The sequence below is a fragment of the Gillisella vitis genome (assembly GCF_001541345.2).
GTDB classification, from domain to species: Bacteria; Pseudomonadota; Alphaproteobacteria; order Rhizobiales; family Rhizobiaceae; genus Allorhizobium; species Allorhizobium vitis.
The window spans coordinates 232084-250264 of sequence record NZ_LMVL02000005.1 but is presented as its reverse complement, the minus strand read 5'-3'; the positions used below and the strand labels follow the sequence as shown (position 1 = coordinate 250264).

Here is an 18181-nt window from a genome sequence, read left to right as displayed (position 1 = left end):
GTTCAGGCCGCAGCGGCGGCTGACTGTTCAATAATCAGGTGACGTCCATTGTGACCGCCGATCACCGCATCCACAAGGGCACCCGGCAGATGACCCGGAGCGGCCACGAGGGTGAAGTCCTGCGTATGCGCCATTTCGTTGCGCTCCACCAGCAGCTTTTGCTGTGAGCCGACCATGTGTTCAAGATGGGCATGATGCAGCTGTTCGGCAACTGCACGAAGGCTGGCAGCACGCGCTTTCACCAAAGCGCGGTCCAGTTGCGGCATTCGGGCAGCCGGTGTGCCGGGCCTTGGGCTATAAGGAAAGACATGCAGATGGGCGATGCCGATCTCTTGCGCCAGACGAGCGGAATTTGCCGCCATCTCCTCGGTTTCGGTCGGGAACCCGGCAATCATATCAGCACCAAAGCTGAAATCGGGCCGCAGGGCGCGGACCTGTGTCGCAAACCCCAAGGCATCCGCCCGTGAATGGCGGCGCTTCATCCGCTTCAGGATCATGTCGTCACCATGCTGCAACGACAGATGCAGATGCGGCATGAAGCGCGGCTCTTCGGCGATCAGGTCGATCAAGTGGCGGTCAACCTCAATACTATCGATGGAGGACAGCCGCAGACGCAGAATGTCAGGCACCTGTTTCAACAGCGTTTTTGCCAGCAGGCCCAGGCTGGGCTGGCCGGGCAGATCGGCGCCGTAGCTGGTGGCATCCACGCCGGTCAGCACCACTTCGCGGTAGCCGTTTTCCACCAGCTTGCGGGCCTGTTCCACCACGGCCCCCATCGGCACGGAGCGCGAATTGCCCCGTCCATAGGGGATGATGCAGAAGGTGCAGCGATGGTCGCAGCCGTTCTGCACCTGAAGGAAACCACGCACATGGCCGTCTATATGGCTGACCATTTGCGGCGCGGTCTCTGTCACGCTCATGATATCGTTGACCCGCAGCTTTTCCGCCGCAGCCACCCCGAAGTCAGGCAAAGCGCGGTAATGTTCAGCCTTCAGCTTTTCCTCATTGCCCAGCACAAGATCCACTTCCGGCATGGCGGCAAAGCCTGCGGCGTCGGTCTGGGCGGCACAGCCGGTCACGATAATCCGCGCCTGCGGGTTTTCACGCCGGGCGCGGCGGATGGCCTGGCGGGCCTGACGCACCGCCTCGCCCGTCACCGCACAGGTATTGACCAGAATAGTCTGGTCAAGGCCCGCCTTTTCGGCCTCCGCCTTCATCACTTCCGATTCGTAGGTATTGAGGCGGCAGCCGAAGGTGATGACGTTTATGTCGCTCACGAGACCGAGGCCTCGTGGCCCGCCTGCTGCTCGCGCTGCCAGGCGCCGGTCTGCGGATCGAGCTGTCCAGCCCATTCCCATTCTGCCGCACCCGTCATGATCACATGCCCGTCACGCTCGCGCCATTCGATGTCGAGGGCCTGGCGATTGGGGCTGGAGGCGACGGTGATCGTCACTTTGCGCTCGGTGCGCCCGGTGCGGGCTGCGGAAACCCCGGCGGCACAAGCAGCGGAACCGCAGGCCAGCGTCAGCCCGGCGCCGCGCTCCCAGGTACGGGTGGTCATCGCGGTCTTGGATGTGACCTGCGCCAATGTAATATTGGCCTTTTCAGGAAACAGCGGATGGTTTTCGAGCAGCGGCCCGAACCGTTCCAGATCATAGGACATCGGGTCACGGTCCACCCAGAATACCGCATGCGGATTGCCCATCGACATCACGGCAGGCGAATGCAGCACCGGCGCATCAATCGGCCCGATCTGCAATTCGATCCGGCTGGTATCGTGAAACTCTTCCGACAGCGGGATGCGGTTCCAGTCGAACACAGGTGAGCCCATATCGACGGACACCGTGCCATCTTCATGCTCGACGGCGTTGAGAATGCCAGCCAGCGTCTGGAAGGTGAAAGCCTTCAAGCCGGTTTCCGCCGACAGGGCCTGCACCACGCAGCGTGTGCCGTTGCCGCAGGCCTGCGCCAGCGTGCCATCGCAATTGATAATGTCGATATAGGCGAAGGTACCCGCCAGCTTGGGATCGTGGATCGCCATGATCTGGTCGAAATGGGTTTCAGCATCACCCGCCAGCGCAATGGCCGCCTGCGGCGTGACGCGGTCGGCGCGGCCGCGCATGTCGACGACCAGGATCTTGTTGCCAAGCCCGTTCATCTTCGCGAATTCGACCCGATTGCCCATAGCCTTCCTGTCCTGCGGTTGTTGAGCGCTATATGGCGCAATTTCACTGGAATTACCAGTGGCAGCGGGATCAACCGGCAGGCACATCAAACACCTGGCCAGCCTGCAAAGGCCGGAACCGTTCGGGCGCAATACCCGCCGCTTCCAACGCGGCGGCCAGATGGTCCACCGGCTCCGTGATCGGCTCGTCGGTCAGTTGAAACGTTCCGAAATGATGGCCAACGGCAAAAGAGGCATTGCAGAGCGTAAACCCCTCCACCGCTTCCTGGGGGTTCTGATGCTGGCCGCGCATGAACCAGCGCGGCTCATAGGCGCCGATCGGTAGGTTAGCCAGCCGGAAACCGCCATATTTCCGGGCCGCTGCCCGGTAATTGATGCCCTCGTGAAAGCCAGTATCGCCAATATGATAGATCTTGCCGGCCGGCGTTTCGAGCACAAAGGCCGCCCACAGCGCCATGCGCCGATCCCTTGCCCCCCGCGCCGACCAGTGATGGCAGGGTTCTGCGGTGACACGGACATCGGCGCTGACCACCAGATGCTGCCCCCAGTCCAGCACGCTGACATGGGCCAGAGGCACGGCGCGGCGAATGGTGACATCATTGCCCAATGGCGTAACGAAATGCGGCGCAAATGCGTGATGCAGGCGCGCAAGCGTCCTTCCGTCGAGATGATCGTAATGATTATGGGTGATCAATACCACATCGATGGACGGCAGGTCGTTCAGCCGAATTCCCGGCGCGATCGCTCGCTTCGGTCCGGCAAATGCCACCGGACTGGCCCGGTCGGACCAGACAGGATCTGTCAGAATATTGAGTCCACCGACCTGGATCAGCATCGAGGCATGGCCGATCATGGTGACCCGCAGATCCTTGCCCTCGACACGCGGCAGAGGCCGAGCCTGCCCTTCCGGCAACTCGACCTGCTTGGGCCAGCGAGCACGCTGACCTTTGAGCTTCCAGCGCATGACGGAGGTAAAGCCGAAGGGCACGATACCGCCAGGATTGAAAAAACGGGTTCCATCAAAATGGTCGGAAACCGGACCGCGATAATAGGGATTTTTTATCATGACATCTTCAATTGTTAAAATCGATGACTCCCCAGGAAGTCACAATAACCGAGAGACTCTCGGTGCTCTTGTTTTCATTTATCTTTTCGAGAAAACCGGCTCCACTTTTCCCTGATAAACGCTAGATATGGATTACAACCGTTTTTTGGCAAATAGGACATATGTATGTATTTGATAAAAATAGCTGTTCTGATCACGTCCTTGGCTTTTGCGTCTGCCCTGCCAGCCTCGGCGCAAGATATCCCAGCCCCCATTCATGGCGTGACCTTTGAAGAATGGGCAGCAGCCAACGCCCGTATCGCCAACACTATGGACAAAAGCGAGGTTGAGAACATACTGGGCGTGACCGATGCCCAATTTCAGGAAATCGATGCCGGCTTTACCAAGGCATGGAAAGAATCGCCCGATCCGCAACGCGAATTCTCCCGTCTCTATGGAGAGGCATTTGCCAATCCCAACAGCGGTCGCTTTGCCAAAGCCCCGATGCAAGTGGCACAGAAAGGCAAGCTTGCGACCTTTGAAGACTATGCGAGAGTTCAAGGCCACCTGCAAGCGGCTGTTAAATTCGGCGTCGACCCGCAAAAGGTTCTCGAGCAACACGGCCTTACCGTCTACGAATTCTCGCAGGAGGCCGGACAATGGGTTCAGAAACTCGCAAACCAGGCAAATGCAGGCGGAGATGGCCAGTCGATTATGCAATGGCATGACAGGCTGGCCTTCTATGAGGCCGAGTACAGCGAGCGTTATGCAAAACAGTAAGACACCAAGGCCCTCCCCCGCACTGCTCAAGGCAAAGCATTCTTGACTCCTGCGGCATTTTGCTGTTTACCCCTCCCAAATCTGCGACGAGACATGACTCCGAGCCGCCGACCGGGACCCGTAAAGGTATAAAGAGTTCCCGGAGGTCAACACCCGACAGCGCGATGCGCCCTCGGGTGATTTTTGGCTTTGCGTCTTGTTTTTGGCACAGGAAAACCCGAGGTTTGGGGCAACCCAACCCATGAGGATGATGCGATGTTTGAGAACCTGCAGGACCGCCTTGGCTCCATCTTGAATGGACTGACCGGCCGTGGCGCGTTGTCGGAAGCCGATGTTTCCGCCGCCCTGCGGGAGGTTCGCCGCGCCCTGCTGGAAGCCGACGTCGCGTTGGAAGTGGTGCGCAGCTTTACCGACAAAGTGCGGGAAAAGGCGGTTGGTGCCGCCGTTTTGAAAGCCATCAAGCCCGGCCAGATGGTGGTCAAGATCGTCCATGACGAATTGGTCGACATGCTGGGCGCCGAAGGCGTTTCCATCGACCTGCACGCCCCGGCACCCGTCGTGATCATGATGGTCGGCCTCCAGGGCTCCGGTAAAACCACCACGACCGGCAAGATCGCCAAGCGGTTGACCGACCGCGATCGCAAGAAAGTCCTGATGGCCTCGCTGGACACCCGCCGTCCCGCCGCCCAGGAACAGTTGCGGCAATTGGGCGTGCAGACCGGCGTCGATACACTGCCGATCATTGCCGGCCAGTCACCGACCGATATTGCCAGCCGTGCCGTGCAGGCCGCCAAGCTGGGCGGCCATGACGTGGTCATTCTCGACACCGCAGGCCGCACACACATCGACGAGCCCTTGATGGTCGAAATGGCCGACATCAAGAAGAATGCCAAGCCGCACGAAATCCTGCTGGTCGCCGATGCGCTAACCGGTCAGGACGCCGTCAATCTCGCCCGCAATTTCGATGAGCGGGTCGGTATTACTGGCCTGGTTCTGACCCGCATGGACGGCGATGGCCGTGGCGGTGCTGCCCTGTCGATGCGTGCCATCACCGGCAAGCCGATCAAGCTGATCGGCGTTGGCGAAAAGATGACGGAACTGGATGAATTCCATCCACGCCGGATCGCCGACCGTATTCTCGGCATGGGCGACATCGTTTCGCTGGTCGAAAAGGCCGCCGAAAATATCGATGCCGAAAAGGCCGCCGCCATGGCCGCCAAGATGGCCAAGGGCAAGTTCGACCTCGATGACCTGGCCGACCAGCTGCGCCAGATGCAGAAAATGGGCGGCATGGGCGGCATCATGGGCCTGATGCCCGGCATGGCCGGAATGAAGGACAAGATGGCGGCGTCAGGCATGGACGACAAGATGTTTGGCCGCCAGATTGCCATCATCTCGTCGATGACCAAGGCCGAGCGCACCAATCCCGATATCCTTAAGCATTCCCGCAAGAAGCGCATTGCCAAGGGTTCCGGCACCGATGCCTCCGAGATCAACAAGCTTTTGAAAATGCACCGCCAGATGGCCGACATGATGAAAATGATGGGCGGCAAGAAGGGCGGCGGCATGATGAAGCAGCTGATGGGCGGCCTCGCCGGAAAGATGGGCATGGGCGGAATGGGGGGGATGGGCGGTATGCCGGATCTCAGCTCCATGGACCCCAAGCAGCTGGAAGCCTTGGCGCGCCAGGCTGAAGCCGCTGGTATCAAGCCGCCGCCGGGCCTTGGTGGCCTGGCAGGTGGAATGGGTGGCGGACTTCCCGGTCTGGGTGGTGGAAAATTGCCCGGTCTTGGTGGAGGCTTTCCCGGCCTTCCCGGTCTCCCAAAGAAGAAGTGAGGATAGCTGCCAATGTCCCATCCCGTGTTTGATACCACCATCAGACAGGAACTGGCCGGTTACCGCCAGTCGATTGACAATATCGACGCGGCACTGGTGCATATGCTGGCCGAACGCTTCCGCTGCACGCAGGCAGTGGGCGTGCTGAAAGCCAAATACGACCTTCCGTCCGCCGATCCGGCGCGGGAAGAATACCAGATCGGACGTTTGCGGCAGCTTGCCAAGGACGCTCAACTCGACCCGGATTTTGCCGAGACTTTCCTGAATTTCATCATCAAGGAAGTTATCCGGCATCATGAAGCCATTGCGGCTGAACATAGCAGTCAAACGGAACAGACCGCCTGACGGCGGCCTCAACAACACACCGGACGCAACAGACCGCGCCGGTTAAAAACCAAGGAGTATACCCATGTCCCTCAAGATTCGTCTCGCCCGCGGCGGTTCCAAGAAGCGTCCTTACTACCAGATCGTTATCGCCGATGCCCGCAGCCCACGCGATGGCCGTTTCCTGGAAAAGGTTGGTTCCTGGAACCCAATGCTCGGCAAGGACAATGAAAAGCGCGTTGAACTGAACGCTGACCGTATCAAGGAATGGATTGCCAAGGGCGCACAGCCGACCGACCGCGTTCTGAAGTTCCTTGCAGAAGCTGGCCTGGCTGAACGCGCTGCACGCAGCAACCCTGAAAAGGCAAAGCCCGGCAAGCGCGCTGTTGAGCGTCTGGCTGAAAAGAAGCAGAAGGCTGATGCCCTGGCTGCTGCGACTGCCGAAGCCGCTGAATAATCGGTTTGAAATGATTTGACCGACGGGCGGCATGGTTTCATGTCGCCCGTTTGTCGTTTATCCTTCTTTCGCTTCTACCCAATTTCAAACAGCCCCCGACTTTCGCCAAGGACCTGCATCCGCCATGACCAAGCTTGAAAATCCCGTGCTGATGGCCGTTATCGGTGCCGCCCAGGGCCTGCGTGGCGAAGTGCGGGTGAAGTCCTTCACCGCCGACCCGATGGCGCTGGGCGATTACGGCAAACTGCATGCCGCAGATGGCCGGGTCTTTGAGGTGCTGGATATTCGTGAGGCCAAAACCGTTGTCGTGGTGCGTTTTCGTGGCATCAATGACCGCAACGCCGCCGAAGCCATCAACGGACTGGAACTGTTTATCGAGCGCAGCGCGCTGCCCGATGAAGAACTTGATGATGATGAATTCTATTATGCCGACCTCGAGGGTCTGGCGGTGGTGGATGCCGAAGGCAATAGCTACGGCACCGTAACGGCAGTGTTCGATTTCGGCGCAGGCGATCTGCTGGAAGTAAAAGGACCGGGAAAACGCCCCGTTCTTGTGCCGTTTTCCGAAGCTGCCGTGCTTCAAATCGATCTGGAGGAAGGCAAGCTGTTGATCGACCCGGAGGCGGCGGGCCTGAAGGACGACGGGAGCGAGGAACCGTTCAGCGCCGATGGCAAGCCGAAGAGCGGCGGTCGCTGATATGACATTTCAGGCAACGGTGCTGACGCTCTACCCGGAGATGTTTCCTGGGCATCTCGGCGTGTCGCTGGCAGGCCGGGCGCTGGAGCGTGGCCAATGGGCCATGGAAGCGGTGCAGATCCGCGATTTTGCCAGTGACAAGCACCGCAGCGTTGATGACACGCCCGCCGGTGGCGGGGCAGGCATGGTACTGAAACCGGATGTGCTGGCCAGAGCCATCGACAGCCTTGGGGACGATGACCGCCCCCGCCTGCTGATGAGCCCGCGGGGCAGGCCGCTCACCCAGAAACGAGTCCGCGACATCGCTGGCGGTAGCGGCGTGGTGATCGTCTGCGGACGGTTTGAAGGTATCGATCAGCGGGTCATCGAGGCTCGCAATCTGGAGGAAGTCTCCATCGGCGATTATATTCTCTCAGGCGGAGAGCCTGCGGCCCTGACGCTTCTGGATGCCGTGGTGCGCATCATCCCCGGCGTGATGGGCAATGACCTGTCCGGCCTGCATGAAAGCTTCGAGGGCGGATTGCTGGAACATCCACATTATACCCGCCCGCAAGTCTTTGAGGGCCGCGAGATCCCATCGGTGCTGACCTCGGGCAATCACGGTGCCATCGAGGCCTGGCGCCAGGAGCAATCTGAGACACTAACCCGCGAGCGGCGGCCAGATTTGCTCTCTCAGCACCCGGAAAATCAATTCCCGGCCAATCAGCCTTTCAAAAAATAATAGATCGCCAGCGACAGACCAGCGGCGATCACCAGCCAGCGCAGCAATGTCTGCGGCGCACGTTTGGCCATGTGCACGCCAGCATAGCCACCCAATGCCGCCGCAGGCAGCATGATGCCCGCATGCAGCCACGACACCGCGCCAGCCGTGGCAAACACCAGGATGGCAATGGCGGCGATGACGATGGCCAGCAGGTTCTTCAGCGCGTTCAGATGGTGGTAATCACCACCGCTGGCAAATTGCAGCGAGGCCAGCATCATAATGCCCATGCCCGCCCCGAAAAATCCGCCATAGATGGAGGTGATGCCTTGCAACAGCAATCCGAGCAGGTTGGCGGGGTGCTGCTGATCGGCCTTGCGTCTTAGCCGAGGGCCAAACGCAAACACCAGCGTTGCCATCAGCAACAGCCACGGCACCAGGCGGCTGAAGGTGGGATTGGAGAGGGAGATGAGGATCAACGCGCCCATCAGCGAACCCACGGCTGAGATGAACGACAGCAGCGCAGCGCTTTTCCAATGGGCGGCGATTTCGCGCCGATAGGCGAGTGTCGAGGTGATATAGCCGGGAAACTGGATGATGGAAGAGGTCGCATTGGCCGTGACCGATGGCAGGCCTACAAGGGTCAGCACCCCGAAGGTCAGGAAGGTCCCGCCGCCAGCAATGGCATTGACCACCGCCGAGAAAAACCCGGCGACAAACATCAGACTGATGATTTCGATTGACATGAATGGCTCCCCCTGCGCCGTTATTGCAACAGGCTGCGGCCCGCGCAAGCCGATCACCCGAGCAAAATTCTTGGGGTCAAGGGATGACAAGCCGGAGCGATTGGTATAAGGGCAGGCGCAGAAACGGGTGTTATCCCGTGAACGAGACTGAAAAGACCGAAAACAAAGAACTGCGAAACCGCTCCCGCCGCAAGGCGTCATCCCGAGGCTATGACCCAGGGATGAGGGATGAGCGCTCTGGCTGTTTCAGAAGAACTTGAAAAGGTTAAACCGATGAACATCATTCAGCAGCTGGAAGCCGAACAGGCCGCCAAGATCGAAGCCAAGCGCACCCTGCCGGAATTTTCTCCTGGCGATACGCTGCGCGTCAACGTCCGCGTCACGGAAGGCAACCGTACCCGCGTACAGGCCTATGAAGGCGTTTGCATTGCCCGCTCCGGCGGCAGCATCAACGAAAGCTTCACCGTTCGCAAGATTTCCTATGGCGAAGGCGTCGAGCGCGTTTTCCCGGTCTATTCGCCGCTGGTCGAAAGCGTCGAAGTGGTTCGTCGCGGTAAGGTTCGTCGCGCCAAGCTCTACTACCTGCGCGACCGTCGTGGCAAATCTGCCCGTATCGTTGAAAACACCGGCACCCGCGCCCGCAAGCTGAACGACGCCGAACGCGCCGCACTGGCTGAGGAAAAGGCCCGTCTGGAAGCCGAAAAGGTTGCAGCAGCACAGGCCCTGGCCGCTGAAAAGGCCGCAGCAGAAGCTGCCGAAAAGGCCGCTGCCGCTGCCGCTGAAGCCGAAGCTGCAAAGGCTGCCGAAGGTTCGGCTGAATAAGTCTGGCATAGTCATTTTGAAAAAGGCGGTCTTCGGGCCGCCTTTTTTGTTTCCAACCGCTCTCAGCACAGGGACAACCCTGCGGCCACGCGACGCAGGGCCGTTGCCAGACATTGATCTTGAAAGATTGCGATCTCACCCTTACTGCTGATGAAGCTGTGGCGGTCCGAAAGAACCGGCACGATCAAGGGAAAGCGGATGCGCGCAGGGCAGATGACATGGCGAATGGCGGTGCACGTCTGGTGCATGATCGCTGTTGTCGCCATCGGCTTTGCCCATAAAACCCCTCAGGCCTTGGCAGCACCGCAAATCCCGACGGAATTTGCCGCCTATACCCTGCCGGATGGTTCTCTGCCGGTCCTGTGCATCTCCAGCCAAACCTCCTTTACACCTGAGGATCACGGCAAACCGCACGGACATCTATCCCAAAGCGGCTGCGAAGCCTGCCGTATCGGCGCCTCCATCCTGTTGCCCATGCCAGCGGATACGATTGGCGTGGCGGCCAGAGCCAGCCTTGAAACGGCAAGTCCGCCTGTTCAAGCACCGGTTATCGCCCGGATCTTTCCCCCCAATAGCGCGCCCCGCGCCCCACCCCTTGGCTAACATCTGATCCGGCCATGCCTCTCTTGCGCCCTGCCTCTCTTGCAGCAGAGCGAGGAACGTATGGCCATCGTCGGCAACAGGGTTTGGTCGAACAGCTTTTTCTTCGGCTAACGCTTTGCTCCATCAGATTCACGCCTATGGCCTTGCGGGCTTTGCCGGATCACATGCGTTTGCATGTCCGCCCATTGCATGTCCAGCAAGCCAGCCATCAGGCACTCTTCCAAGGTTTCAACCATGTCCACCATCACATCCCTGCCGGTCGAAAAGCCGGTAGCAGCCTCAACCAGAGGATTTTATTTTGCCGCCTGGCGCTGGCATTTCTATGCCGGGCTCTATGTTGCCCCTTTCCTGATCGTGCTGGCCGTGACAGGACTGATCATGATGTGGAGCGCCACCCTGGTCGGACGCGACGGAGAAAAGGCCTTCACCGTCACCCCCACATCTGCGCAGACACTTGTCTCGCAACAGGCAGATGCCGCACTGTCCGCCGTTCCCGGAGGCGTTATCGCCCAATATATCGCGCCAGCCACACCGGAAAGTGTCGCGGCTTTCCGGGTCAATCGGGGCCAGGAGTCGATGATGGTCGCCGTCAATCCCTATGACGCGCAGGTGCTGGGCCAGTGGAGCCGCCGCAGCGGGCTCTACGACCTGGCCGACAACATTCACAGCGACCTGCTGATCGGCACGCTCGGCGACCGGCTGATCGAAATCGCCGCCGGTTTCGGTGTCGTGCTAGTCATCACCGGGCTTTACATGTGGTGGCCGCGTCAGGGCGAGCGGTTCTCACAGATGCTAATTCCCCGTTTTACCGACAGAGGCCGCCAGCTGTGGAAATCCCTGCACCGCACCATCGGCTTTTACGCCTCGATCCTGCTTCTGGTCTTTCTGGTTTCGGGCTTGAGCTGGGCAGGCGTCTGGGGTGAAAAATTCACCCAGGCCTGGAGCACGTTCCCGATCGGCAAATGGAGCGATGCCCCGCTGTCCGACGCGACCCATGCCGCCATGAACCATGGCAGCATCAAGGATGTTCCCTGGACGCTGGAACAGGCACCGATGCCGATGTCCGGATCTCATGCCGGTCACGCCGGACTGCCGGATGGACAGACCGTGACTCTGGACAATGTCATTGCCTATGCACGGGCCATCGGCTTCAACAATCGCTTTCAGTTGAATTTTCCTAAGGACGAAAGCGGCGTCTGGAGCATTTCCCGCGACACCATGAGCAATGACAGCACCGATCCCCGCTCCGACCGGACCGTGCATATCGATCGCTATAGCGGCAAGGTCCTGGCCGATATCAAATATGAAAACTACGGTCTCGCCGGCAAGACGATGGCGCTCGGCGTTTCCTTTCACATGGGCACAATCGGCCTTTGGAACCTGATCCTCGTCACCGTCTATTGCCTGGCGGTGATCTTTCTCAGCGTCAGCGGCATCGCCATGTGGTGGATACGCCGTCCGAAAGGCGCATCACGGCTGATGGCCCCCGCCTATCCCGCCGACATGCGCCTCTGGAAAACCGGAGCGATCGTCATGCTGCTCACCTCCCTGCTGTTTCCGCTGACCGGCGCTGCGCTGCTGGCTGTCCTCCTGCTCGATATGGTGCTGATCCGCCGGATCAGACCGTTGAAAAGGGCCTTGAGCTAAACCGACACTCAAAGGGCGGCGCATCGAAAGCCGCCTGCAATCCATCTCACCCAAAACCAAAGGACACGATCATGACTGTCACATCCAGAACACTTTCCACATTTGCCCTCTTCGGCGCCCTGGCCCTGGCAGGCCAAGCCTTTGCCCATGCTCATCTGGCCAGCGTCGCCCCGGCGGACAAGGCGACCATTGCCAGCGCCCCGAAAACCATCGATCTCAGCTTCACCGAAGGGCTTGAGCCGAAATTTTCCGGCGTCGATATCATCGGCCCGCAGCAACAGAAGATCAAAACCGGTGAAGCCGTGGTCAGCAAGGACGGCAAGGGCCTGAGCGTTCCGCTCAGCGAGCCGCTGGCTCCTGGTGCCTATAGTGTCGAATGGCATGTTCTGTCGGTCGATGGTCATAAGTCGAACGGTACGACCAGCTTTACCGTCAAGCCGTGACACCCGAACAGGTCAACATCCTCTGCCGCCTGGTGTTCGACACCTGCGCGCTCTTCCTCTGGGGCGCGCATGGCTTTCTGTTGCTTGCCGTCGCCAAGGATCTTGCCAAGCATATCGAGCACCGCCAGGCCAGATTTTTCCATCTCGCACTCGCGCTCATGGTGATTGCCGGCATCGGCAAGATCGCCGCCCAGGCAGCCTTGCTCGGTGATGGCTGGCAAACGGTGACGCCGACCCTGGTCGCCGACCTGCTCCAGGCCACGCGAAGCGGAGCGGCGCTCGGGCTACAGGCAGGGCTCACCGGCGCGCTCCTGCTGGCCTATTGTATCTTTCGCCATCATCGCGGCATCGTCGTAACGCTGTTTGGCGCCTTGGTCTTGATCAGCCTCAGCCTTAGTGGTCATGCGATTGCCGAGACGGGTGCGACAGGCCTTCTGCATCTCGTCAATCACAGCCTGCATCTTCTGGCTGCCAGCCTCTGGCTCGGAGCCTTGCCGCCGGTCGTGCTGTTGCTACAGGCCATGCAGGATGAGCGCGCAAGGCCGCCGGCACTGGCGGCACTGATGCGGTTTTCCACCATAGGCCATGTCGCCGTTGCCCTGACCTTGATCAGTGGCGCACTCAACGCCTGGCTGATCGTCGGCGCGCATGCTGTCGATATCAGCATGCCCTATCAGAGATTGCTGCTCTTCAAGATCGGTGTCGTTGCAACCATGGTGATAATCGCCATCATCAACCGCTACGTCTTCGTACCGCGCATGCATCACAGCCCGGCAAGCGCGATCCGCGCCATCCGAATCGGAACGCTGGCGGAATGTGGGATGGGTCTTGCCGCTGTCGCATTGGTCTCCGCCTTCGGCACGATGCAGCCGGGATGAAGGACTGTTAAGGCCTCAAGTCCCTTGAAATGGAGGGATCATGTGTGACAGTGTTCGCTCGCCACATGGTCCAGGAGTTATTTTCATGTCTTTGCGCCGCACCGTTCTCGCCGGTCTTTCGGCTCTTTTGCTTGCCCCCTTCGCCGCCTTTGCTGCGGATCTGCCGGATCTCGGCGGCAAGACGGTGATCGTCGTGACCGAAAACGCCTATCCGCCGATACAATTTGTCGATCCGAAGAGCGGCAAGGCCATCGGCTGGGAATATGACGCCATGAACGAGATCGCCAAGCGGTTGAATTTCAAGGTCGAATATCAGAACACATCCTGGGACGCGATGATCCAGTCGGTTGCCGACGGCCAGTACAATATCGGCATGACCGGCATCACCATCAAGGAAGACCGCAAGGAAAAGGTCGATTTCTCCGATCCCTATATGCGCTCGCAGCAATTGATGCTGGTGCGCGGCGATGAGGCCCGCTTTACCGATGCCAAGAGCTTCAAGGCCTTCGATAAGGGCCTGATTGGCGCTCAGCCCGGCACAAGCCCGTTCTACACCGCGGTCTACGAAGTGCTTGACGGCAACGAACAGAACCCACGCATCAAACTGTTCGAAACCTTCGGCGCGACCGTACAAGCCTTGAAAACCGGCGATGTCGATTTGGTGCTCACCGACAGCACGGCAGGCAAAGGCTATGTCGATGCCTCCAACGGAGCCATGAAAATCGTCGGCGAGCCGCTGGGGACAGAGGATTTCGGCTTCATCTTCCCAAAGGGTTCGGATCTGGTCAAGCCGGTCAATGCCGCCATCGCGGCCCTGAAGGCCGATGGCACGTTCGACGCCCTGAACAAGAAGTGGTTCCTCGATTACAAGCTGGGTGATTGACGGCCAGGCAGCTTTCCATGGCCTTCCAGACCCTTCCGAACGGTAGCAAGCAGGATTTTCCCTGGTGGCTGGTGGCGCTTGGCCTTCTGGCTCTGGCGCTGGCCATCACCATCGCGGTCAACGACCTCTATACCCAGGTGTTCGAAACGGTATCCCGCGGTATCGGCGTCACCGTTTTCGTCACGCTGACCGGTTTTGCGCTCGCCTCCATGCTTGGTCTGCTGATCGCGCTGGCAGGCATGGCCGACAGCATCGTGCTGCGCCAGGCCGCGCGGTTCTATATCGAGATCGTCAGGGGCATTCCGGTCCTGGTCCTGCTGTTTTACGTGGCCTTCGTCGGCGCGCCCGGCTTCGTTGCGCTCTATAATACCCTGACCGCCCCGCTTGTTTCCTCCGGTTGGCTGGAACCGCTTCAGGTGCGCGATGTCTCTCTGATGTGGCGGGCGATTTTTGCGCTTTGCATCGGTTATTCGGCCTTTATCGCCGAAATCTTCAGGGCCGGCATCGAATCCATCGACAAGGGACAGATCGAGGCGGCCAAATCGCTGGGGCTGAACCGCGCGCAACGGTTTCGCCTGGTGATACTGCCTCAAGCCATCCGGGTGATTTTCCCGCCGCTCTCCAATGATTTCGTTGCCATGGTCAAGGATAGCTCACTGGTTTCAGTACTGGGTGTCGCCGATATCAGCCAGGCCGGAAAGATCTATGCCTCCGGGTCCTTCCGGTTTTTCGAGACCTATTCCATCGTCGCCTATATTTATCTGATCCTCACCATCGGCCTGTCGCTCATCCTGCGCCGCGTGGAAAAGCGGATGCGATCGCGCGATGGCCAGCGAGCCTAAACGTCATCAAGCACGGCTCGATACCGGCGATACTCTCCGGCAAGACCAGGTCTCAGGCTGTCGGCCACCGGCAGGATCGTCGCAAAGAGCGTTTCCGGATCGGTACTATTGCCAAGCGCCACCACCGCATCCTTGACCTCCTGCGGATAGAGATCTGGCTGACGGGCCACCCGATTGCAGAATACCCGCAGATTGAACCGGATATTGGCTTGCAGCCCGTCACCGCGGTCATGGGGAGCAAAAGGCAAGCCGCGCCAGCCAAGCAGGCTATGCAGATCCAGAAACAACAGAAATTCATGATAATGGCGCGCCGTTGCCGGCAAGCCGACTTGAAGCAGCAGCGTGTCAAACGAGGTCTCCAAAGTCGCCACAGAGTTCCATTGCCCGAGATCATAGCAATAGATCAGCGCCGGATCATGCAACACCTTGCCACAACACAGGAAAGCGGCGACGAAACTCCAATCGCAATAGGCGCCCCGCGTCGGATGGTGCGCGTTGAAAGTCTTCAGGACCCCTGCAAATAGCTGGCTGCGAAAAATACTGTAGTAAAGCGCGTTATTGCCGCCGGTCGTATCGACATACTGCTGTATCCGCGCCGAAGGGCCGTCTGCATCCAGATTGGCGGTAACGACATCAGCCACGCCCGCATCGTCACGCCAGATCATCGTGCGCGGTCGCACACCGATGACATCCTGCGGCAGGGAGGACAGATCGCCCACCGGCAGGCCGTCGAGAACATAGACCGCATCGTCATCCGCAAAGGGCATTAGAAACGGTGTTGCCACGTGGTCGAGTGCATTGACCAGATTGGCAACAGCATCCTCGGCGCTGGAATGCAGGTAGCGCACCCGCCCGCCGAGGCCTTGCAACCATTCCGCCTTGGCCGGATCGCCGGAATTGTCAGACACGATCAACACGGCATCCAGTTTTTCCGCACAGATCACCGCAGTTTCCAGTGAAAACCGGCTCTGAACCAGCGATCGACGGCTTGGAACGACTATGGAAAGCTGGGACATGCAGGGTTTTCCGAAACAAATGCAACAGGGTTGTGCAACGGCAAACCCATAGAGAGGCAATGTTTCCTCAAGCTGGATGCATGACAAGCCCTGCACCAGACCAGCCGTATATTGCCGGGCGAAGAATACCACCAGTCATCGAACATGACCGTTGGTATTGCTTTTGCAAAACGGTCAACCGACTGAGGCGTATGAGAGTTTTGCACTGCCTTCAAGGCATGAATATATAAGCATTTCGGTGCTTTGGTAGAACAGGAATGGCAGCAGACGCGATGTCCGACAATCTTGCCGCAGCATTGGCGCTTTACGTCTCGGGTGACTATCAGGGAACCTACGCCACATTACAGCCTCTCCTGGCAAAAAACCAGGATGCCGGACCTCAAGCCTTGCTGGTCATGGCCCAATGCTGCGCGAAACTTGAACAATTCACCGAGGCTGCCACATTTTACCGACGCGCTGGCAAACTACTGCCTGCTCAAGCCTCTGTCCTGATTACCCTCGCGGACAAGATGGAACGATCCGGGGTCGAAAAGGCAAGCGCGTTGGAAATCGAGGCGCTTACAGCATCAAGACGCGCCATCCGAGCTGGCGGCTTCGATCTTCACTCCTGGCAGACCTACCGAGCCACGCTCCGGCACACCTTGAATATCGACGAAATGCGCGTCAGTGACCAGGCGGTCCGCGACCGTCTGAACCGGCGGCAGGAGGCCTATTATTCGGTCGATAGCCAGACTGTTCATCTGAGCTGGTGCGATGACGAGATATTGAATGGCCTCTGGCGCAGCGATTTACCGGCAGCGAAGCCGGCCTCGCAAACCTGGAAAAAGCATGCTGGCTCAAAGCTGAAAATTGCCTACCTGCTTGCCGATGAACCGCAGGACGATCCGCAACGCTGTCTGGTCTTGTCCCTTGCCGCGGCCCATGACCAAGCGGATTTCGAGGTTCTGCTTATTGGCTCCAGGCTACAAACAGCCGATGAAGCAAGCAAGGAAATCCCGTCGCTCAGCATCAGCGATCTGCGCGAAGACGATGCCGTAGCAACGCTGCGAACTGCCGGGATCGATATCCTGGTCGATCCGCTGGGCTATGGCGAACAAGGCCGCCCGAATCTTCTGCGGCACCGGATCGCGCCGCTACATCTGGCGATGGCCGGCCATCCCGGCACCAGAACCGGCCTCGTCTGCGATTACCTTCTCGCCGATACGGTGGTTTTGCCCCAACCAGTGAAAGCAAGCGCAGCGACAGCCAAAACTGAAGCGCCCTATAGTCCGGCGATCTGCTATCTCCCAGAGGCTTTCACCGTCACCCCACCCACCCTAAATCCGCCAGCCCAGTCGCGCCAGCAGCGCGGCCTGCCTGAAAACCGGATAATCCTGGCAGCTTTCCACCCTATAGACAGCATATCACCGCGCACTGCCGATCTCTGGCGCGATATTCTACTCCAGACCGATGATAGTGTGCTCTGGAGCACCTGCGACAACAATTACGCCCGCAGCAATTTCAGCGCCTGGATGAAGCGCCAGGGCATTGATGAAAACCGGCTGCTCTTCTGCACCCCAGCCCGAGCAACGGAGCACGCAAGCTGGATACAACTGGCCGATATCGCGCTCGATTGCTTCCCGAGCAACAATCAATCCTCAACGCTCGCCGCGCTTCAGGCCGGACTACCAATTCCGACCTTTCCGGGCGTAAATTTTGCCAGCCGCATAACCGCGAGCCTGCTGCATGCGCATGGCCTGGACGAATTGATCGCTCGCGATGCCGATGCCTATGTGGCCCTCTGCGCCACCCTGGCCCGGGACAAGCGCGCGCGCGCGGCCCTGAAGCAGAAGATTCTTGCGCAAAACGCAGTCTCACCGGTTTTCGATGTGGCTAGCTTTACCAGTCATCTGGAGGCGGCCTATCGGAGCATGGCAGGCCGGGCAGCGGCGGGACTGGAACCTGAGGATTTTTCGGTTACCAACCCGCAAGCGTAGGCTCCTCCCCCGTCCTTCATGCACTGCGAAGCCTTCAATCTTTGAATTGCTGTTTGGCTTGAAAACTGGTATCAGACCGCCATGGGATCTAAATTCGGATGTCTCGCGCCTGACATATTCGTGCTGCAAGACCACAAGCGTCTTCCGGCACGTTTCTTTGCGCGCGTTGCCGGAGCGCTTGGCAATCAGCTGGCTTAAGTCGCTCCTCGCGGTGCGACCTGCACCTGCGATAGTCTTGCAAACACTCCCCGATCTTGCAAACAGTCTTTGACACGGTCATATGACCCAATCCCTTTTCAAC

19 protein-coding genes are annotated in these 18181 nt (G+C 59.3%); 14 read left to right on the top strand and 5 right to left on the bottom strand.

Annotated elements, in window-relative coordinates:
• Positions 1-2: 2 nt before the first annotated feature.
• From mtaB to ASB66_RS18480, 3 genes are all read right to left on the bottom strand, one after another.
• Entirely contained in the window at positions 3-1277 is a 1275-nt protein-coding gene (mtaB, locus tag ASB66_RS18490) for a tRNA (N(6)-L-threonylcarbamoyladenosine(37)-C(2))-methylthiotransferase MtaB (RefSeq protein WP_060718709.1), read from the bottom strand.
• Entirely contained in the window at positions 1274-2185 is a 912-nt protein-coding gene (gene dapF, locus ASB66_RS18485; RefSeq protein ID WP_060718710.1) for a diaminopimelate epimerase, read from the bottom strand. Before dapF ends, mtaB begins: the two co-directional genes overlap by 4 nt.
• A 70-nt stretch (positions 2186-2255) precedes the next feature.
• Positions 2256-3251, bottom strand: coding sequence for an MBL fold metallo-hydrolase (locus tag ASB66_RS18480; protein ID WP_060718711.1), 996 nt, complete (start codon positions 3249-3251; stop codon positions 2256-2258).
• Between the two features lie 261 nt (positions 3252-3512).
• On the opposite strand from ASB66_RS18480, the gene ASB66_RS18475 reads away from it, so the two are divergent.
• From ASB66_RS18475 to trmD, 6 genes are all read left to right on the top strand, one after another.
• The gene (locus ASB66_RS18475; RefSeq protein WP_147274055.1) at positions 3513-4010 is read left to right on the top strand and encodes a hypothetical protein; all 498 of its coding nucleotides are present in this window, start codon (positions 3513-3515) and stop codon (positions 4008-4010) included.
• A gap of 255 nt (positions 4011-4265) precedes the next feature.
• Entirely contained in the window at positions 4266-5846 is a 1581-nt protein-coding gene (gene ffh, locus ASB66_RS18470; protein WP_060718713.1) for a signal recognition particle protein, read from the top strand.
• A gap of 12 nt (positions 5847-5858) precedes the next feature.
• The gene (locus tag ASB66_RS18465; RefSeq protein ID WP_156544714.1) at positions 5859-6191 is read left to right on the top strand and encodes a chorismate mutase; all 333 of its coding nucleotides are present in this window, start codon (positions 5859-5861) and stop codon (positions 6189-6191) included.
• Between the two features lie 64 nt (positions 6192-6255).
• Entirely contained in the window at positions 6256-6627 is a 372-nt protein-coding gene (rpsP, locus tag ASB66_RS18460) for a 30S ribosomal protein S16 (protein WP_015917458.1), read from the top strand.
• Positions 6628-6751: 124 nt separating this feature from the next.
• Positions 6752-7324: a ribosome maturation factor RimM gene (gene rimM, locus ASB66_RS18455; RefSeq protein WP_060718714.1), complete on the top strand. Its 573-nt coding sequence runs from the start codon at positions 6752-6754 to the stop codon at positions 7322-7324.
• A 1-nt stretch (position 7325) separates the two neighbouring features.
• Positions 7326-8045 carry a tRNA (guanosine(37)-N1)-methyltransferase TrmD gene (gene trmD / locus ASB66_RS18450; RefSeq protein WP_060718715.1) on the top strand — a complete coding sequence of 240 codons (720 nt, stop codon included), beginning with the start codon at positions 7326-7328 and terminating at the stop codon, positions 8043-8045.
• Here the strand turns inward: trmD and ASB66_RS18445 are convergent.
• Positions 8027-8770, bottom strand: a complete 744-nt coding sequence (locus ASB66_RS18445) for a sulfite exporter TauE/SafE family protein (protein ID WP_060718716.1) — start codon at positions 8768-8770, stop codon at positions 8027-8029. The two genes, trmD and ASB66_RS18445, sit on opposite strands and share 19 nt — an antisense overlap.
• 273 nt (positions 8771-9043) lie before the next feature.
• Here ASB66_RS18445 and rplS point away from each other — a divergent pair, with 273 nt between their 5' ends.
• From rplS to ASB66_RS18410, 7 genes are all read left to right on the top strand, one after another.
• Entirely contained in the window at positions 9044-9592 is a 549-nt protein-coding gene (rplS, locus tag ASB66_RS18440) for a 50S ribosomal protein L19 (protein WP_060718717.1), read from the top strand.
• 225 nt (positions 9593-9817) lie between these two features.
• The gene (locus ASB66_RS18435) at positions 9818-10195 is read left to right on the top strand and encodes a hypothetical protein (protein ID WP_234613196.1); all 378 of its coding nucleotides are present in this window, start codon (positions 9818-9820) and stop codon (positions 10193-10195) included.
• Positions 10196-10429: 234 nt separating this feature from the next.
• Entirely contained in the window at positions 10430-11842 is a 1413-nt protein-coding gene (locus tag ASB66_RS18430; protein WP_060718719.1) for a PepSY-associated TM helix domain-containing protein, read from the top strand.
• A gap of 71 nt (positions 11843-11913) precedes the next feature.
• Positions 11914-12285: a copper homeostasis periplasmic binding protein CopC gene (gene copC / locus ASB66_RS18425; RefSeq protein ID WP_114386827.1), complete on the top strand. Its 372-nt coding sequence runs from the start codon at positions 11914-11916 to the stop codon at positions 12283-12285.
• Entirely contained in the window at positions 12282-13163 is an 882-nt protein-coding gene (gene copD, locus ASB66_RS18420) for a copper homeostasis membrane protein CopD (protein WP_060718721.1), read from the top strand. Before copC ends, copD begins: the two co-directional genes overlap by 4 nt.
• Before the next feature lie 85 nt (positions 13164-13248).
• Positions 13249-14046: a transporter substrate-binding domain-containing protein gene (locus tag ASB66_RS18415; RefSeq protein WP_060718722.1), complete on the top strand. Its 798-nt coding sequence runs from the start codon at positions 13249-13251 to the stop codon at positions 14044-14046.
• A gap of 17 nt (positions 14047-14063) precedes the next feature.
• Entirely contained in the window at positions 14064-14888 is an 825-nt protein-coding gene (locus tag ASB66_RS18410; protein ID WP_070152772.1) for an amino acid ABC transporter permease, read from the top strand.
• Here the strand turns inward: ASB66_RS18410 and ASB66_RS18405 are convergent.
• Complete coding sequence (locus ASB66_RS18405) at positions 14885-15904, bottom strand: glycosyltransferase family protein (RefSeq protein WP_060718723.1); 1020 nt, start codon at positions 15902-15904, stop codon at positions 14885-14887. The two genes, ASB66_RS18410 and ASB66_RS18405, sit on opposite strands and share 4 nt — an antisense overlap.
• A gap of 272 nt (positions 15905-16176) precedes the next feature.
• On the opposite strand from ASB66_RS18405, the gene ASB66_RS18400 reads away from it, so the two are divergent.
• Entirely contained in the window at positions 16177-17880 is a 1704-nt protein-coding gene (locus ASB66_RS18400; protein WP_060718724.1) for an O-linked N-acetylglucosamine transferase family protein, read from the top strand.
• Positions 17881-18181: the final 301 nt, after the last annotated feature.

Excerpts from the sequence above, each read along its gene's own strand:
- dapF (WP_060718710.1), bottom strand. The coding sequence starts at position 2,185 with ATGGGCAATCGGGTCGAATTCGCGAAGATGAACGGGCTTGGCAACAAG.
- ASB66_RS18480 (WP_060718711.1), bottom strand. The coding sequence starts at position 3,251 with ATGATAAAAAATCCCTATTATCGCGGTCCGGTTTCCGACCATTTTGAT.
- ffh (WP_060718713.1), top strand. The coding sequence starts at position 4,266 with ATGTTTGAGAACCTGCAGGACCGCCTTGGCTCCATCTTGAATGGACTG.
- ASB66_RS18465 (WP_156544714.1), top strand. The coding sequence starts at position 5,859 with ATGTCCCATCCCGTGTTTGATACCACCATCAGACAGGAACTGGCCGGT.
- rpsP (WP_015917458.1), top strand. The coding sequence starts at position 6,256 with ATGTCCCTCAAGATTCGTCTCGCCCGCGGCGGTTCCAAGAAGCGTCCT.
- rimM (WP_060718714.1), top strand. The coding sequence starts at position 6,752 with ATGACCAAGCTTGAAAATCCCGTGCTGATGGCCGTTATCGGTGCCGCC.
- trmD (WP_060718715.1), top strand. The coding sequence starts at position 7,326 with ATGACATTTCAGGCAACGGTGCTGACGCTCTACCCGGAGATGTTTCCT.
- ASB66_RS18445 (WP_060718716.1), bottom strand. The coding sequence starts at position 8,770 with ATGTCAATCGAAATCATCAGTCTGATGTTTGTCGCCGGGTTTTTCTCG.
- rplS (WP_060718717.1), top strand. The coding sequence starts at position 9,044 with ATGAACATCATTCAGCAGCTGGAAGCCGAACAGGCCGCCAAGATCGAA.
- ASB66_RS18435 (WP_234613196.1), top strand. The coding sequence starts at position 9,818 with ATGGCGGTGCACGTCTGGTGCATGATCGCTGTTGTCGCCATCGGCTTT.
- ASB66_RS18430 (WP_060718719.1), top strand. The coding sequence starts at position 10,430 with ATGTCCACCATCACATCCCTGCCGGTCGAAAAGCCGGTAGCAGCCTCA.
- copC (WP_114386827.1), top strand. The coding sequence starts at position 11,914 with ATGACTGTCACATCCAGAACACTTTCCACATTTGCCCTCTTCGGCGCC.
- ASB66_RS18415 (WP_060718722.1), top strand. The coding sequence starts at position 13,249 with ATGTCTTTGCGCCGCACCGTTCTCGCCGGTCTTTCGGCTCTTTTGCTT.
- ASB66_RS18410 (WP_070152772.1), top strand. The coding sequence starts at position 14,064 with ATGGCCTTCCAGACCCTTCCGAACGGTAGCAAGCAGGATTTTCCCTGG.
- ASB66_RS18405 (WP_060718723.1), bottom strand. The coding sequence starts at position 15,904 with ATGTCCCAGCTTTCCATAGTCGTTCCAAGCCGTCGATCGCTGGTTCAG.
- ASB66_RS18400 (WP_060718724.1), top strand. The coding sequence starts at position 16,177 with ATGTCCGACAATCTTGCCGCAGCATTGGCGCTTTACGTCTCGGGTGAC.